Below are 14,752 nucleotides of genomic sequence, written 5' to 3'. Positions count from 1 at the left end.
GGGTCCGTGAGGGTCCAGGCACCGGAAGTAAACCAGAACCAGACCATGCCGCCTGCGGGCGGTTTTCCTGCCTAACGAAAGGAGAGCGACATGGATATCTTGGAAGTGAACGACGTTCAGCGTACAGGGAGCGAACAGCTGGCTCGCTTCGATAGCGAAGGGCAGGCGCGACACATGGAGTCAGCGTTGAGCAAGATGTTTCCTGAACTGGAGATAGCAGCGTTGGTATCTACGCCTGAGCCAGAGCAAGCTGAAGCCCCCCTGCCCATTCGTGTCCGCGAGAAATCGGAATGGGATGCTGGCATGGTTCTAGAAGCATGGGTCAAAAACACGACAGGACGAAAACAGCCCCTGAGTGTTCGACTATCGCTGGCATCCGCTATCGAGGAGGTATGGGGCGGGACGTATGAGGTAAACGGTAGCGATTACATCATTACATCCGACAAGGCCATCGAGCCTGGCGAAGAGTGGGATCCCACGATCAAGATCTCGGGTAGTGATCATGGCTACCAATTCAAGGGCACAAACAATGGGCAGGGGCCGGCGCAGAAGGAGACAGAGCCCTTGCAGACAGAACTACTGCAATCAGAGCTAGCAGCAGAGCCGGCGGCAGCGCCTGCGAGCAATCCGAAAGCAGGGGACACTCCAGCCACGCTGGTGTATGCGCCGCACCTTGATCCAGGCAAAAACACCAAGCGCAACATCCTCGATAACTTCGGCGGTGTCTACGACGGCGGCTGGGGTTGGGAAAATATCGAGATCGTGGACGGTCCCGGCGGGCCCTTCCTGCGTACGCACATGGAAAAAGGCGCTTATGTCGGGGAGAAAGACGAGATGCGTGGAGCCGGTTTCGATACCCGCACGCTTTCGGCCACACATGCTGTCCTCACCTATGACCTGCGCTTCAAGCCAGGCTTCGACCCGGTAAAGGGCGGCAAACTGCCAGGGCTAATGGCAGGAGACTCTCCAAGTGGGCATAAGAAAGCTGACAATGGAATCACTGCTCGCATGATGTGGCGCCGTAATTCTCAGGGAGAATTATACCTCTACTACCCCGACATGAAGAAAAGCCACGGCGACTCGATTGGTCGTGGCAACTTTCACTTTGATACCTCCGGCGAATGGCACCAGATCAAGCAAGAAGTGAAGCTCAACCATATCGGCCAGAACAACGGTTTCATCAAAGTCTGGTACGACGGCGAGCTGGTGATAGAAGCAACCGACCTGCGCCTGCGCACGAAAGACAGCGTTCTTATCGAAGGCGTCATGCACACCATCTTCTTCGGCGGCGGCAACGACTCCTGGGCCGCGGCACGAGACGAGTGGGTTGATACCCGTAATTTCAGGATCGTCACGCCGTGAGCCGCAACAGCTAACCGGGCCGTCCAGGGAGCGGCTCTCTACCATGGTAATTTTAACAGCCAGCAGAAATTAACACGGCACGTCACGACACCGCCCTTGAGGCGGTTTCTTTTTTCTGGCCCTGCCGGCCCTGACGGTTTGCCCAAAGGAGGTCTTTATGGCAAGTGGCAAATTGATGGATATCGAACAGTGCCGGTGCCTCCGATTCTTCACCTACCGCAGCCTATAAACAAAGTCCACACGTCCAGACGAACGCATTCCAAGCCCATCCAGCTCATCTTTTTCCCAAGCAGGAAACGGCGCAGTCATTTCACGCTTAATTACAAGACTCAAACGTATAGAACCCCACCCCGTATTTCTTCCGGAATCGAGAACAACAAAATCTAATTTAATAACGTGATTAATATACCAATCATTTTTGAAGTAATTTCTCGCCATTTACGACACGACACATTTATTTTCGATATGTAGTCAAGCGCCTGACAACCTTGGTCATAATTACCTCTCGAAAGTAACGGAAAAAATACTGAGCGTAGCCAAAAGAAATACTCAGTTAAGTTTTGAACCTGCTATAGCACCAGCGCTAGAGATTCTCGGAAAACAATCTGACTTCTTGCTCTTCAGGGTCTGGACAGGCCGTGCCTCGCTACCTACTGTGGAAGTAGTAGATTATGGAAGGTCTACCTATCTGACATGGCATGATTGCCACAGGATAAAAGAAATGGAGTTCAAGGCGAGCACATCTGCCAGCAAAGCCCTCGTGAATGCAGTAGTGCATAATAAGGATAGCCTTATTCAGGATTACCATTGGTACCTGACGAGCGTGGCCATGGAGAACCGTGAGGCAGAAGCACGCCGCGTAGGAAGTGACTACATGGCACTCACGGTGATGCTCTATGCCCTGGCGCGTCACGAGCCGGTGGGCCGAGAGGTGCAGGATCGCTACCCGCATATCTTGAAGGATTATCTGAGTATTACCAAGCGGCTGGAAGACATGGGGAGACCATCAGAGGCCGAACGTTCTCGCCACGAGTTTCAAATGCTCTTGGCGCTTTTCGAAGACATGGCCTGGGTACCTGTCGACGAGCATCCTCAGGCAATATAGTACATGCGTCATCGGGCCAGGTTGATGTCATCCTCGACACGCGAAGTCATCGCAATTCCAGTAACAGGTATTCGGTTCATTAATCCTGCTTCCTTGAAATAATCAGGTCGGCACTCAAGTCCTTTATTTCTACTGGCGACGATCCCCTTGGTTTGCTCAGTCGACAGGCTAAACCGCCGATACTCTAAGAGGGCCTACGCTTGTCCTTTGCGAGACTGGCACTGCCTGAAAGGCAGTACACCAGCCCGGATAACAAGAAGGCTCGGTACTACATAATGCGGAGTACCGATATCAGCGCGCGGCATATCCACCATCCACGGGCAGGATCGCACCGGTCACAAATTGTGCCCCCGGTGACGCCAGGAACAGCGCCGGCCCGACCAGATCTTCCGGCGTTCCCCAGCGTCCCATCGGGGTCCGGTCCACGAGTTCGGCAGAACGCGCGGGATCCTGGGTCAGCGTCGAGGTCAGGTCGGTGGCGATCCAGCCCGGCGCCAGTGCGTTGACGCGAATCCCCACTGGCGCCCAGGCGATGGCCAGCGAGCGCGTCAACTGGGCCACGCCACCCTTGGAGGCGGAGTAGGCCGGCACAAAGCCGCTGCCGAAGAACGACAACATGGAAGCGGTATTGATGATACAGCCTTCGGCCGCTTTCAATGCTTCATGTGCCGCCTGACAACAACGCTGGGTCCCGTTGAGGTTGATGTCCACCACGTCGGCAAAGCCCTCTGGGGTGAACTCCTGCCCACCGCGACGGATCACACCCGCGCAGTTAACGAGCACATCGATTTTCGAAAACTGCGAAAAGAATCGAGAGACAGCCTGCTCATCACGAACATCGAGTTGGTGCTTCCCGGCCTCGAAATCCAGCGCCATGGAATCAGGCGCCTCGATGCCCGTGACATGCACATCGGCCGCCTGTGAGGCAAAGGCCTCGGCGATGGCTTGGCCGATGCCCGTGCTTCCCCCTACGACAATAACGGTTCTCATCCTTACCTCTGTCAGCCGCTCTGAGATGGCGTGGCCTTGCGCGACGCGCGACGCATGGACCACAACGTGGAAACGATGATGGCGACCCATACCAGCAAGGCAAGACTACCCAGAGTTGCGGCAATGGGGCGTTCGAACAGCATCAACAGGTCGCCGTTGGCCTTGATCATCGAGCGCAGGAAATTACCTTCGACAATGGGACCGAGGATGACAGCTAGAATCATCGGTCCGATGGGAAAGTCGTTCTCTGCCATGACGTACGCCAGCAGCCCCAGCCCCAGCATGAGCCAGATATCCAGCATGCTGTTATTGGCTGCATAGGCCCCGACGATGCAGAACAATAAAATCAGGGGATAGAGCACCCCGGACGGCACGGAGAGGATATGCCGCGCACCGCGCACGGCCACCAACCCCAGGGGCAATAACAGCAGATTGGCGAGCAGGAAAACGATAAAAATAGCGTTGACCAGTGCAGCATCGGTGGTGAACACATCGGGGCCGGGCGTTACGCCCTTCATCATCAGTACCCCGATGATGATGGCGGTGATGGTATCGCCGGGAATGCCGAACACCAGCGCCGGAATATAGGCCCCCGACAACGCAGCATTATTGGCAGAACTCGCCGAGACCAGCCCCTCCGGGTGTCCCGTGCCGAACTTTTCGGGTGTGCGCGATAGCCTGCGAGCCAGTGCGTAACTGATCCAGGACGCGATATCTGCCCCGGCGCCGGGAAGCGCTCCGATCAGCGTACCGAGTATCCCGCTGCGGGCCATGCCGCCCTTGTACTTCCAGAGCATGCCGCCGACGCCCTCGAAGGGCTTCTTCACTGGGGGCGGCGTAGGTAAGGAAATCCTACCGATTTCGGGCATGCGGCGCAGCAGTTCGGCCACCGCGAACAACCCGATCAGTACCGGGAGGATCGAGATGCCACTGAGCAGTTCGGGAATGCCGAAAATGAAACGCATCTGGCCCGACACCGAACTCATCCCAACCATCGAGACCAGCAGCCCCAGCAGCATGGAAATGGCGCCTTTTAGCGGGTCCGATCCCGACACCAGAACGGCGCACGACAGGCCGAGCAGAGCCAGCCAGAAGTATTCGTCACTAGTAAACTGAATCGCGAACTCAGCCACCAAGGGAGCGAAGAAAGCCAGAATCGCCACACCTATCACGCCACCGATCACCGAGCAGGCCAGGTTGACGCCCAACGCCTGGCCGATCCGGCCCTGGCGCCCCATGAGGTAGGCTTCATCCGTGTAGGCTGCGGAGGCTGGCGTGCCGGGAATGCGCAGCAAGGCTCCCGGTATGTCTCCCGCCACAATGGCCATCGCGGTTGCCGAGACGATCGCACCAATGGCGGGCAGCGGGTCCATGAAAAAGGTGACCGGAACCAACAGAGCCGTGGCCATGGTTGCCGTCAGGCCAGGTATAGCGCCGATGAACAGGCCGAACATGGAGGCCCCGACGATGACGGCCAGCACCTGCCAGTCGAGTACAAGTCCCAGCGCTTCCTGCAATGCCTCCATCAGTAGATCACCTCTTCCAGGATGCCCAACGACAAAGGGACCAGTAGCAATTCAGCGAAGGTCAACCAGATCAGCAAGGTAGCCACGAACGCGACGATCAACGCCAGCCGCCAGCGCCCTCCGGTCAGCCAGCCGATCAATGCCGTCAGCATCACCAGTGACACGATGGGAAATCCTAGTATGGGGGTCAGCAACACGTAGCCGACCACCGCCCCTACGACAGCGGCCACGCAGATCATGGCATGCTTCAGGGCGACGTCGCCTTGCCAGGCGAACATGGCACCGCGACGCTGCCAGCCGCGCAGCGAAAGCACCCCGCCCAACGCGATCAGCAGAGCGCCGATCAGGGTGGGAAAGGTTCCCGCCCCGTAATCCTGACGCGGGAGCGAGGGAAAATCCCGGGAGGCCCATACGGTGATGGCGCCAAGTAGCGCCATCAGGAGTCCGAGGATCAGATCGTTGATACGCATGATTGCGCCTGCTTATTGAGCCAACCCAAGCTTGTCGATGATCTCCTTGTTATTCTTGTCTGCCTCGGCCATGAACTGCCTGAATTCCTCCGGACCGCGCCATTCGATGCCGAAGCCGCGCTGCGTCATGAACGTCTGGAATTCTTCTGACTCATAGACCTTCTGGGTTGCCTCGGCCAGCGTCGTGACGACATCTTCCGGCAGCCCTTCGGGGCCGGCCAAGCCGCGCCAGGTTCCTGCCGCCCACGGCTCACCGGTTTGCTCTTCGGCTGTAGGAATATCTGGGAAAGCGTCTAGTCGTTCATCTGCAAAGACTGCCAGCGTGTCGACACGCCCCGCCTGACGCATGGACTCGGACTCGGGCAGCGACGAGAACACGAAATCCACTCCACCGGCGGCCAGCTCCTGCAGACCCGGAGCCGCCCCCTCGCTAGGCACCAGTGCGACGGAGTTGGGGTCGATACCCTGCTGGTTGAGGAAACCGGCGAAGGCCAGGTGATACGCCGCCCCCGGGGCCGAGCCGGACACGGTGTACTGGTCGGGATTCGCCTTGATATCGGCCAGTGCCGCATCGAGGTTGTCCCAGCCCGAGTCGGCGCTGACATTGAAAGCGGCAGCATCCAGGTTGACCAAGGCAACCGGAGTCAGGTCCTCGTAGGAGATCGGTGACGTGCCAATGTGCCGGTAGGTGGTGATCTCTGCCGTCGGCAAGCCCAGCGTATACCCATCCGGCTTGGCCATGGTCATTGCCGTGTGGCCGACGACCCCTGCCCCACCAGTGCGGTTGACGACATTGACCTGCTGCCCCAGCTCCTTTTCCAGTCCGCTGGCGAGCTGACGTGCAACAGCATCGGTCCCGCCACCGGCAGACCACGGCACGATCAATTGAATCGGCTTTTCTGGATAGTCAGCCTGTGCAGCGCCTGCCGACAGGGCGAAGGCCAGCAGGCCGGTAGTCAGGGCGAGCGATGTTTTGGGGAAAGTCATGGCATGTTCCTTATTGCTTGTTTTTAGAGAGTTGTTTTTAGAGTTAGGCAGGCGGATGTGCTCAGACAATTAGCGGATGAACTGGTCGACGTAATCCCGGCCCAGGCCACAGGCCTCGTAGTGCTTGCGGCACATATCGACCTTGGTAAAAACGTCCTCGAAGCCCAGATGCTTGCCCCAAGGATCGACGTAATACATCACGCCATTGACTTGAAAAAGCGTGATCATTTCTTCGACATCCTCGTCCACAACCAAGGTATGGGTTTCACCGGGAGGCTCGTAGACATAGCTTCCTTCAGTAGCAACCCAATCGTGTTCGAGGTAACGCCATTGCCCCTTGAGCACGACACCATGGACCGGATTGGGATGGCGGTGGCGGCTCAACACACCGGACTTGCGAACGCGTAGCAGATTGACCCAGTACCCTTGCGACACGTTCAAGCACAATGGGCGGAAATGCACATTCTCCGCCTGGGGAACCCAGACACGCTCATCCTCAGGGATGGCATGTGGCACGACGATTTCCAGCGCCACCTCAGCCGGCTGAGGATATTGGTACGGCATGCGCTTGTGTTCTTCCTGGATATCGGCCATCTCCCCTCCGTCCACAATGTGGACATATAGTTCATAATATGGACAATAAAAAGCTAAGTCACGGCTTGGCCTACGTCAATGGCAGGCCGGAGGCGCTGTATTAGACATTCGTCGCGGAGGTGGGATGAGCGAGAAGGCAGAATCCGATACCCAGCGCCCCCAGGTGCAAGGCGCTGCGGCCGTCACCAAAGGCTTACGTTTGCTTCAGGTCATTCCTGAGCTGGGCCAGGATGCTCACGCACGGCATATTCAGCAGCGGCTAGGTATGCCCCGCCCTACCGTCTATCGACTGCTTAACACGTTGGAGAAAGAAGGCTTTATCGAGCGCAATCCGCTGGGAGGCGAATACGTCCTCGGGCGACAACTTATTCATCTTGCACAGCAGTCACTCACTCGCAGCAATCTGCGCGAGCGTGTACGCGGCCTGATGTATCTCATCAGTAAGGACACCGGTGAAACCGTTCACTTGGGCGTGCCGTATGGCTGCCATATGACATTCATCGACAAGGTCGAGTCGGCGGAAGCCGTGCGCATGGCTTCCTACATCGGCATGCCAGTGCCCATGCACTCGACCTCGGTGGGCAAGGCCTACCTGGCGGCGCTGGACGAGGAGAGCCGTGAGCAATACCTTGTCCAGCTTCAGCTCGAGGCCATAACGGAACGGACACTGACGGACCGGGGCGCCCTGCGTAACGAATTGCTTCGAACCCGCCAGCGAGGCTATGCCATCGACGATGAAGAGAACGAGGCGGGAATCATCTGTTTCGGCCATGCGGTACATGGCGTGGACGGGCGAGTCGCTGGCGCCATCAGTGTCAGTGTGCCCTGCTACCGCTTAAAGGAGGATACTGCTTCCCATATCGTGCAAAGCATTGCAGCGCACCTCAAGGCACTGAAATAACGTCGGCTGTTCCTCCAGGCCAAGTCCCCATAGTGGTGCTTTCCATCTCCATAGCGGCGTACTCCATATACCTCTTCCGTATACGTTAATGGGACCTGGCGAAGGCAAAAAATTGCGAGCTTACTCATCTGGCCCGAAGTTGAAAGGACGATAAAACCCAACCTGGTGCGATGAAGCTAATCGTCTTGTGCGTAAACGGTTCTGTACTAATGTGTAAATAGAACGTTATCGAAGTTATGGCAGGCTGTTCAGGAGGAACGATGAGCGAATCGCAACGTACAGTGGATGTGGCCCGGTTTCGTATGGGAATTGCACCGACCCGCCGTCGAGAGCCAACTATGGGTTTTGAACATGCGGCCAACGCCCGGGTAACAACCAACCTGGCCGGCAGTAGCAGCTTGAGGAAAGCTCTTCTTCGGCTATGGAGGAATGGTCACTGATACGACTGCCATGTATTTACATGACGCCTTTTTCTCAGCGGCCGGAACGTTAACTCCCTGAGCCGCTTATCACTCCCCGCTTTCTCAGGCCAGCAAGTGTCTCTTCATCGAGTCCAAGCAGCTGGCTAAGCACCTCTTCACTGTGCTCACCCAAGGCAGGTGGCGGTGTATCAGCCGCTAGGCGCTGACCGTCAATGCGAATCGGATTGCCGACGAGATCGACCTGGCCAGTCTTGGGATGCGGTAAAGGCAGGCGCATGCCTCGATGGCGCACCTGCGGATCATCAAACACTTTGTCGAGGGTATTGATCGGCCCACAGGGCACGCCGGCCGTCTCAAGCTCGGCTAACCAATTATCCGTGGAGCGCATCGCCAACAGCTGGCTGATGTCCGGAATCAGCACGTCCCGATACGCCACCCTGGCACTGTTCGTGGCAAATCGTGGATCGTCAGCCCATTCTTCACACCCCAGCACCTGACAAAAACGCCGAAACTGGCCGTCGTTGCCCACCGTCACGATGAGATGGCCATCAGCACTCGGGAAGACCTGGTAGGGCACGATATTGGGATGAGCATTGCCAAGACGGCGAGGCACCTCGCCACTGGTTAGGTAGTTGAGGGCCTGGTTGGCCAGCACACCCACCTGAACATCCAGTAGAGCCATGTCGATATGCCCCCCCTCGCCCGTCCGCTTGCGCTCCCAGAGTGCAGCCAGTATGGCATTGGCGGCATACATACCAGTAAAGATGTCGGTCAACGCCACGCCCGCCTTCATCGGCTCGCCACCAGGGGCTCCGTCGGGCTGACCGGTCAAACTCATCAATCCGCCCATGCCCTGGATAATAAAGTCATAACCAGCACGGTGAGCGTAAGGCCCATCCTGACCGAAGCCGGTAATCGAGCAATAGATCAGATCAGGCTTGATAACCTTCAGGCTGGCATAGTCCAGCCCGTAAGACTTGAGACCACCGGCCTTGAAGTTTTCGATAAGCACATCGCACTGGCTCACCAGATCTCGGATAAGCTGCTGGCCTTCTAGCGAGGCGATATTCACGCCAACGGAGCGCTTGCCCCGGTTAGCGCTGAGGAAATAAGCGGATTCACGGGTGCCAGCCAGCCATGGCGGCCCCCAGGCGCGTGTATCATCACCGCTGTCGGGCCGCTCGACCTTGATCACTTCCGCTCCCATGTCGGCGAGTTGCTGGCCACACCAAGGACCAGCCAACACCCGGGACATGTCCAACACTCTTATTCCCTCCAGCGGCTTTCGCATCGCCACCTTCCTTCTGTTGGCTGGTCTAGCAGAACGCTTGGATGCCGGTCTGTGCCCGCCCAAGAATCAATGCATGAATATCATGGGTCCCTTCGTAGGTGTTCACCGTTTCCAGGTTCACCATATGGCGGATCACGCCGTACTCATCGGAAATGCCATTTCCGCCATGCATATCTCGGGCATGGCGGGCAATGTCCAGCGCCTTGCCGGTATTGTTGCGCTTGATTAAAGAGATCATTTCCGGGGTACCCTGCTTCATGTCCAGCAGCCGTCCAACTTGCAGGCAAGCTTGCAAGCCCAGGGTGATCTCGGTCTGCATGTTAGCGAGCTTGAGCTGAACAATCTGGTTGGCAGCCAGGGGGCGACCAAACTGCTTGCGTTCCAGCGTATATTGGCGAGCGGCATGCCAGCAAAATTCGGCAGCCCCCATGGATCCCCAGGCTATGCCATAGCGGGCCTTGTTAAGGCAGCCAAATGGACCGCCAAGCCCACTGGCCCCGGGCAACAACGCATCGTCCGGCACAAAGGCATCGTCAAGAACGATCTCGCCGGTGATCGAAGCGCGCAGCGACACCTTGCCGTGGATAGTCGGGGTGCTGAACCCTTCAGTATCACGCTCGACGATAAAGCCCTTGATCTTGTCGTCATGCGCATCGGACTTTGCCCAGACAATCGCCAGGTCAGCGATGGGACTGTTGGTGATCCACATCTTCTGCCCCGACAGGCGATAGCCGCCTTCTACCTTTCGGGCGCGGCTCCGCATGCCGCCCGGGTCTGAACCGAAGTCTGGCTCGGTGAGCCCGAAGCACCCTACCAGCTCCCCCGTGGCCAAGCGAGGCAAGTAGCGCTGTTTCTGTTCCTCACTGCCATAGGCCTCTATTGGATGCATCACCAGAGAAGACTGTACGCTCATGGCTGAGCGGTATCCCGAATCGACTCGCTCCACTTCGCGCGCAATCAGCCCATAGGCGACATGGCCCACACCGGCACCGCCATAGGTTTCGGCCGTTGTCGCTCCTAGCAGGCCCAGCTCACCCATCTCATGCAGGATGTCACGATCAAATCGCTCCTCCCGGAAGGCGCTCAGCACCCGAGGCTGAAGCTTCTCCTGGCTATACACATGCGCTGCCTCCTGTATCTGACGCTCCTCATCGGTCAGTTGCTGGGCTAGCAGAAGGGGATCATCCCACTGAAACGAACTCATAACGCTCTCCTGGTTAAAGGCACCTGCCGATCCGGTTAGTGTCAGTTACGATGATCAACATAACCGCCCCCAGAACATTTTGTCGACATAAATAGATAATATCGACATTTTTAGCCTCGAGGACATAGCCTTTCCTCGGCGCCCGGAAGGGATAACAAAATAGGGCTGTCTAGAAGATGCTAGTGCGTGCGAACAGCATAACAACGCCAGGGAGCGACGATTTCACAAAGGGCTTTCGAGGTGGTCTGCGCAAGCATTACATTTTTTTACCAAAAACTTCCTTGAACCTCTAGCAGCCGCCCATATTTTGTGATTTGCCGAAAGGCAGAACCCTTCGAGACGGGATGCCGCCAAGCGGATCTCGTAGCTGAAGGTATGACTTCGCTAGACACTAGGGAGGACATATCCATGAACACTGCATTCTCTCTGGAACCGCTCTTCCGTCATTCAATCGGCTTTGATCGCTTTAACGATCTGTTCGAGCGTGCATTCGAAGGCACCACTACGTCCAGCTTCCCTCCGTACAATGTCGAGAAGCATGGCGACAACGAGTACCGAATTGTTTTGGCGGTTGCCGGCTTCACCGAAAAAGACTTGAGTATCAAGCTCGAGGGAGGTGTTCTGACGGTATCTGGTTCCAAGGCCGATGAGAAAGGCGCGGATAATGTCTCTTACATGCACCAAGGCATTGCGCAGCGTTCCTTCAAGCTGACTTACCGGCTCGAGGACCATATTGAGGTCCAGGGGGCTCGTCTTGAAAACGGCTTGTTGGTCATCGATTTGTTGCGCGAAATTCCTGAAGCAGAGAAACCGCGCGAAATCGAGATCAACGCAATCGGCCAAGATCAGTCCCGAGTGCGACAACTCGAGTCCAAGCAGGCAGAGCGAGTCGAGGAGCCGGCTCAGATGAGGACCTCTGCATAACGCCAAGTTCGGTCTGTCAGCCCCGCTTCGGCGGGGCTTCTTTTTCGATTTCACCGAGAGTACGGCGTTTATAATGCTGCCCTTGGCCTCTAACGCCACTTATCTCCACGAAAAATTTTCGCTGGGAGATAATTACATTTCACGTTTCTTATCTGATAGTTGTTGTGGCTGGAAATGGAAAAACAGAATCTCTACCGTCGGTGGTCGTTACTTGCTCCTTTCTCCAACCCACTTTTCAGCGTCATCGCTTATCCCGGACCAGTCGCTACTGAAGCGACAAACCATCAATGAATCATGCCCGCCAATACAAGGATATAGCTGATTCCGGACATCTTCAGCGTTTGAGCTGGTTCTCAGCAGGCAGTGGTTGTCCATGGCCCAACAATGATCGTAGGATTCAAGAATATCGTAGAACCCTTCGTAAGCTGAGTTCATGTGAAGTTCATAGCATACAAGTAGTATATGCATATATCCCCTGCGTAAGTGTATGTATGCACGCCCACCGTAACCATGAGTTTGTTAGGGGTCAAACTAGTGTGATGCTCACCTACCGGATTCCCCTTGACGCAAACGTCCACGACAACGCTGTTGCACCCTGCCTCATGTAAGCGAAATGCTCGCGCGTAATTTAGTCTATGCGTACGCGTCAGCGACTGGGCTGCGTAGTATCCGAGGGGAGACATCTGCTTGATGCTCCTACTCGTGCCTAGGGCAAGTGCCAGTGGCTTTAGGTCTGTAAACGTAACGCTTTGTGTATTATCGTGTACGAGAGGCAGTGAAGCCTAAGCAACGACAAGGAGAGCAACCATGTCCATGACGCAGCGAGTCCTTCGCTCTGTCCGCGTACGTTTGGGATCATCCGACCCCTTCCCTGCTAGCCCCGCCGAGCTCGAGTCGGAATATGAAGCTCCGGTCAGCCTTCAACAAGTTGAGCAGGCTCGCCGTGCAGCTGAATACCAGGCTCGTCGCGAGGGGGTGAAGGCTCCCTTGCTTCAAGTATGGAAGGTGTAAGAACTAGTATGCGAAGCCCTGCCATACTGGTAGGGCTTCTTCGAATTACAGGGTGAGTTAATTCACTCATTGCCTTGACCATCGGAACAAGGCAGCAGAATGCCTATGCCCCGCCTTGATGAATATCATTGTCTACCCTAGCTTTGGCCAATGCAGGCTGTCCTAGTGCCGCTCGAAAGATAGCAACGGCCCATCCCTATAGCGGCCAAGCAAGCCATAAACAAGACGGCCCAGGGGAGTCCAAGGCCTTTATCAGTGCAGTGTAGTCGGCCACGCAAATGAGGCAGGCCAAGCGAATGCGCCTGACAATGCTAGAGTGCCTGAGAGGCCCCTATTCCTAAGGCACTGAAGGGAGAGAATGCCATGAGTGATTTCGACCGACTGATCAAAAATCTGGCCCGAGCTGGCGAGCTGGCATCTCGTGCGCGGCAAGGGGATGAAAAGGTAATCGATGAGCTCATCGACTCATTGCGCGCCTATACCGGCGAAAGCCCCAATACCTACGAAAGTGAAGCTTCTTCAAAGGGCCCTAATCGGTCCGAGGAAGCCCAACCTCATCCTGCCGGTATCGACAAAACTATCACAGAGTACCAAGCCACCAAGGACGCCATGGCCGCGATCATCAATAAGCACATGCGGGCAGCTTTCGAAGAAATCCGGACCGAATACGGCACAACCCCCACCGACGTGACGCTTTGCATCGATCAGCACCAGGCAGAAGAGACTAAGTATCCGAGCGGGGATTATGCGGGAAGCCGAGTACGGTTAGGAGGAGAGTAGGCAACTGCAGCACATTCAATCTTATCGCTCTTGGCGGATGCCACCAGCCGAGGCTGCCCTAGCCTTCCTCTTGTCTAGCGAAGCTCCCCACTCCCGTCACTAGCTAGGCTCATTCAAGAGTAACCGGCATCAGAGAAAAGCCCGTTTACTGGCGCGGCAAAAATGCAAAGCCGTCTCATGGCGGCTTCTTTCGCCATGGCAAATGAGCGATATAAAAAAACCCGGCCAAATGACCGGGTTCTGGATTACTTTGCACTCATTCACGGCTAATAGGTTTACCAGTCTCGTCCATGCGGTAGGGCTTCGCTATCAGTCTGAGAGCTAGCATTCGGCATATCCCCATTGCCTACGTTTGTTGCGTGCTTCGTCTGCTCCTGAATCCGCTGCCGTGCTTCGTTCATCGCATAGCTATCACCTGTATAGACATTGACCTTATAGGCAGGCTCGTTGGCACGGTCGCGCTGAGCATCGTTGCCGATCTCAGTATTCAGCGGCTGATGCAGACGCTCATAGGCTTTCTCCAAGGTTGCGCTATTTGCGCTGGCAACCATAGGAAACGCAACAACCATTGAAACCGCTGCAAGTGCTTTGGCAGAAAAGAATTTTTTCATCTCGACTCTCCTTTGGATGCCGTTGGCTTACCGTGTTTATTAGCAAGCTAACGTTGTGCGCACAGTATGAGCCGAGCCCTGCACTTGTCAAAATTGAGTTAGACTAAAGTCGTAATGAACTTTGCCTATGCTTCATTACGGCTGGCGGCGCCTGCTGATTCCTGACCGTTGCAGAGCGCAATACATCCATACACGATAGGCTTTGATGCACTCGTGAACGCTGGCCTACGCTCTTGAACACATAAACGATCAAGGAGGACATGCCATGCCATATAGCTATCTCAACGCCAGCGAAGGCGACACGACGAGCCGCGTCGACACTCAAGTGAACCATTCCGAAGGATTTGTGGTGTACGACACGGACACCAACAAGGAACATGGGGTGTATGCCACCGAAGAGGAAGCCCAGCAAGTTTGCGCTGAGCTCAATAAAAACAGCTAATATCTCTATACTTTAACGTAGATCAAGCACTCTACTTTTTGTAACATATTAGTTTTTGCTATCCTCCGAAAGGCTTACTAAAGTTACTGATACGGTAAGCAGCGGCCAAGGATTGGTCGCCAGTTCAGGGAA

General features: G+C 56.0%; 14 protein-coding genes. 6 read left to right on the top strand and 8 right to left on the bottom strand.

Features of this window, described 5'->3' with window-relative positions; all coding sequences use genetic code 11:
- Positions 1-195: 195 nt before the first annotated feature.
- The gene (locus F568_RS23880) at positions 196-1,362 is read left to right on the top strand and encodes a polysaccharide lyase (protein ID WP_340139747.1); all 1,167 of its coding nucleotides are present in this window, start codon (positions 196-198) and stop codon (positions 1,360-1,362) included.
- A gap of 829 nt (positions 1,363-2,191) precedes the next feature.
- Entirely contained in the window at positions 2,192-2,467 is a 276-nt protein-coding gene (locus F568_RS0109605; RefSeq protein ID WP_156817390.1) for a hypothetical protein, read from the top strand.
- Positions 2,468-2,758: 291 nt separating this feature from the next.
- On the opposite strand, the gene F568_RS0109600 is transcribed toward F568_RS0109605, so the two are convergent.
- From F568_RS0109600 to F568_RS0109580, 5 genes are all read right to left on the bottom strand, one after another.
- Positions 2,759-3,457 carry an SDR family NAD(P)-dependent oxidoreductase gene (locus F568_RS0109600; RefSeq protein WP_019018507.1) on the bottom strand — a complete coding sequence of 233 codons (699 nt, stop codon included), beginning with the start codon at positions 3,455-3,457 and terminating at the stop codon, positions 2,759-2,761.
- Positions 3,458-3,468: 11 nt separating this feature from the next.
- Positions 3,469-4,983: a tripartite tricarboxylate transporter permease gene (locus F568_RS0109595; RefSeq protein ID WP_019018506.1), complete on the bottom strand. Its 1,515-nt coding sequence runs from the start codon at positions 4,981-4,983 to the stop codon at positions 3,469-3,471.
- Entirely contained in the window at positions 4,983-5,453 is a 471-nt protein-coding gene (locus F568_RS0109590) for a tripartite tricarboxylate transporter TctB family protein (protein WP_019018505.1), read from the bottom strand. The genes F568_RS0109595 and F568_RS0109590 overlap by 1 nt, the downstream gene beginning before the upstream one ends.
- Before the next feature lie 12 nt (positions 5,454-5,465).
- Entirely contained in the window at positions 5,466-6,440 is a 975-nt protein-coding gene (locus tag F568_RS0109585) for a Bug family tripartite tricarboxylate transporter substrate binding protein (protein ID WP_019018504.1), read from the bottom strand.
- Between the two features lie 69 nt (positions 6,441-6,509).
- Positions 6,510-7,034: a 2,4'-dihydroxyacetophenone dioxygenase family protein gene (locus F568_RS0109580; RefSeq protein ID WP_019018503.1), complete on the bottom strand. Its 525-nt coding sequence runs from the start codon at positions 7,032-7,034 to the stop codon at positions 6,510-6,512.
- Between the two features lie 124 nt (positions 7,035-7,158).
- Between F568_RS0109580 and F568_RS22560 the strand changes: the two genes are divergently transcribed.
- On the top strand, positions 7,159-7,935 hold the full coding sequence (locus F568_RS22560; RefSeq protein ID WP_019018502.1) for an IclR family transcriptional regulator: 777 nt from the start codon (positions 7,159-7,161) through the stop codon (positions 7,933-7,935).
- Positions 7,936-8,424: 489 nt separating this feature from the next.
- On the opposite strand, the gene F568_RS0109570 is transcribed toward F568_RS22560, so the two are convergent.
- A complete protein-coding gene (locus F568_RS0109570) occupies positions 8,425-9,648 on the bottom strand; it encodes a CaiB/BaiF CoA transferase family protein (protein WP_019018501.1) in 1,224 nt (407 codons plus the stop codon).
- A gap of 25 nt (positions 9,649-9,673) precedes the next feature.
- A complete protein-coding gene (locus F568_RS0109565; protein WP_019018500.1) occupies positions 9,674-10,852 on the bottom strand; it encodes an acyl-CoA dehydrogenase in 1,179 nt (392 codons plus the stop codon).
- Between the two features lie 408 nt (positions 10,853-11,260).
- Between F568_RS0109565 and F568_RS0109560 the strand changes: the two genes are divergently transcribed.
- Both F568_RS0109560 and F568_RS0109550 read left to right on the top strand, forming a co-directional pair.
- The gene (locus tag F568_RS0109560; protein WP_019018499.1) at positions 11,261-11,776 is read left to right on the top strand and encodes an Hsp20 family protein; all 516 of its coding nucleotides are present in this window, start codon (positions 11,261-11,263) and stop codon (positions 11,774-11,776) included.
- A 1,374-nt stretch (positions 11,777-13,150) separates the two neighbouring features.
- The gene (locus tag F568_RS0109550; RefSeq protein ID WP_019018497.1) at positions 13,151-13,567 is read left to right on the top strand and encodes a hypothetical protein; all 417 of its coding nucleotides are present in this window, start codon (positions 13,151-13,153) and stop codon (positions 13,565-13,567) included.
- A 275-nt stretch (positions 13,568-13,842) separates the two neighbouring features.
- Here F568_RS0109550 and F568_RS0109545 read toward each other — a convergent pair whose 3' ends face one another.
- Complete coding sequence (locus F568_RS0109545) at positions 13,843-14,178, bottom strand: hypothetical protein (RefSeq protein WP_019018496.1); 336 nt, start codon at positions 14,176-14,178, stop codon at positions 13,843-13,845.
- 265 nt (positions 14,179-14,443) lie between these two features.
- On the opposite strand from F568_RS0109545, the gene F568_RS24910 reads away from it, so the two are divergent.
- Entirely contained in the window at positions 14,444-14,620 is a 177-nt protein-coding gene (locus tag F568_RS24910; protein WP_019018495.1) for a hypothetical protein, read from the top strand.
- Positions 14,621-14,752: the final 132 nt, after the last annotated feature.

The organism is Modicisalibacter luteus DSM 23508 (assembly GCF_000378505.1).
Classification (GTDB): domain Bacteria; phylum Pseudomonadota; class Gammaproteobacteria; order Pseudomonadales; family Halomonadaceae; genus Modicisalibacter; species Modicisalibacter luteus.
The sequence above is the reverse complement of the archived record's forward strand: the minus strand, read 5'-3'. Positions and strand labels throughout refer to the sequence as shown.

What these genes read in the sequence shown, in the direction of transcription:
- F568_RS23880 (WP_340139747.1), top strand. Translation starts at nt 196, where the DNA reads ATGTTTCCTGAACTGGAGATAGCAGCGTTGGTATCTACGCCTGAGCCA.
- F568_RS0109605 (WP_156817390.1), top strand. Translation starts at nt 2,192, where the DNA reads ATGGAGAACCGTGAGGCAGAAGCACGCCGCGTAGGAAGTGACTACATG.
- F568_RS0109600 (WP_019018507.1), bottom strand. Translation starts at nt 3,457, where the DNA reads ATGAGAACCGTTATTGTCGTAGGGGGAAGCACGGGCATCGGCCAAGCC.
- F568_RS0109595 (WP_019018506.1), bottom strand. Translation starts at nt 4,983, where the DNA reads ATGGAGGCATTGCAGGAAGCGCTGGGACTTGTACTCGACTGGCAGGTG.
- F568_RS0109590 (WP_019018505.1), bottom strand. Translation starts at nt 5,453, where the DNA reads ATGCGTATCAACGATCTGATCCTCGGACTCCTGATGGCGCTACTTGGC.
- F568_RS0109585 (WP_019018504.1), bottom strand. Translation starts at nt 6,440, where the DNA reads ATGACTTTCCCCAAAACATCGCTCGCCCTGACTACCGGCCTGCTGGCC.
- F568_RS0109580 (WP_019018503.1), bottom strand. Translation starts at nt 7,034, where the DNA reads ATGGCCGATATCCAGGAAGAACACAAGCGCATGCCGTACCAATATCCT.
- F568_RS22560 (WP_019018502.1), top strand. Translation starts at nt 7,159, where the DNA reads ATGAGCGAGAAGGCAGAATCCGATACCCAGCGCCCCCAGGTGCAAGGC.
- F568_RS0109570 (WP_019018501.1), bottom strand. Translation starts at nt 9,648, where the DNA reads ATGCGAAAGCCGCTGGAGGGAATAAGAGTGTTGGACATGTCCCGGGTG.
- F568_RS0109565 (WP_019018500.1), bottom strand. Translation starts at nt 10,852, where the DNA reads ATGAGTTCGTTTCAGTGGGATGATCCCCTTCTGCTAGCCCAGCAACTG.
- F568_RS0109560 (WP_019018499.1), top strand. Translation starts at nt 11,261, where the DNA reads ATGAACACTGCATTCTCTCTGGAACCGCTCTTCCGTCATTCAATCGGC.
- F568_RS0109550 (WP_019018497.1), top strand. Translation starts at nt 13,151, where the DNA reads ATGAGTGATTTCGACCGACTGATCAAAAATCTGGCCCGAGCTGGCGAG.
- F568_RS0109545 (WP_019018496.1), bottom strand. Translation starts at nt 14,178, where the DNA reads ATGAAAAAATTCTTTTCTGCCAAAGCACTTGCAGCGGTTTCAATGGTT.
- F568_RS24910 (WP_019018495.1), top strand. Translation starts at nt 14,444, where the DNA reads ATGCCATATAGCTATCTCAACGCCAGCGAAGGCGACACGACGAGCCGC.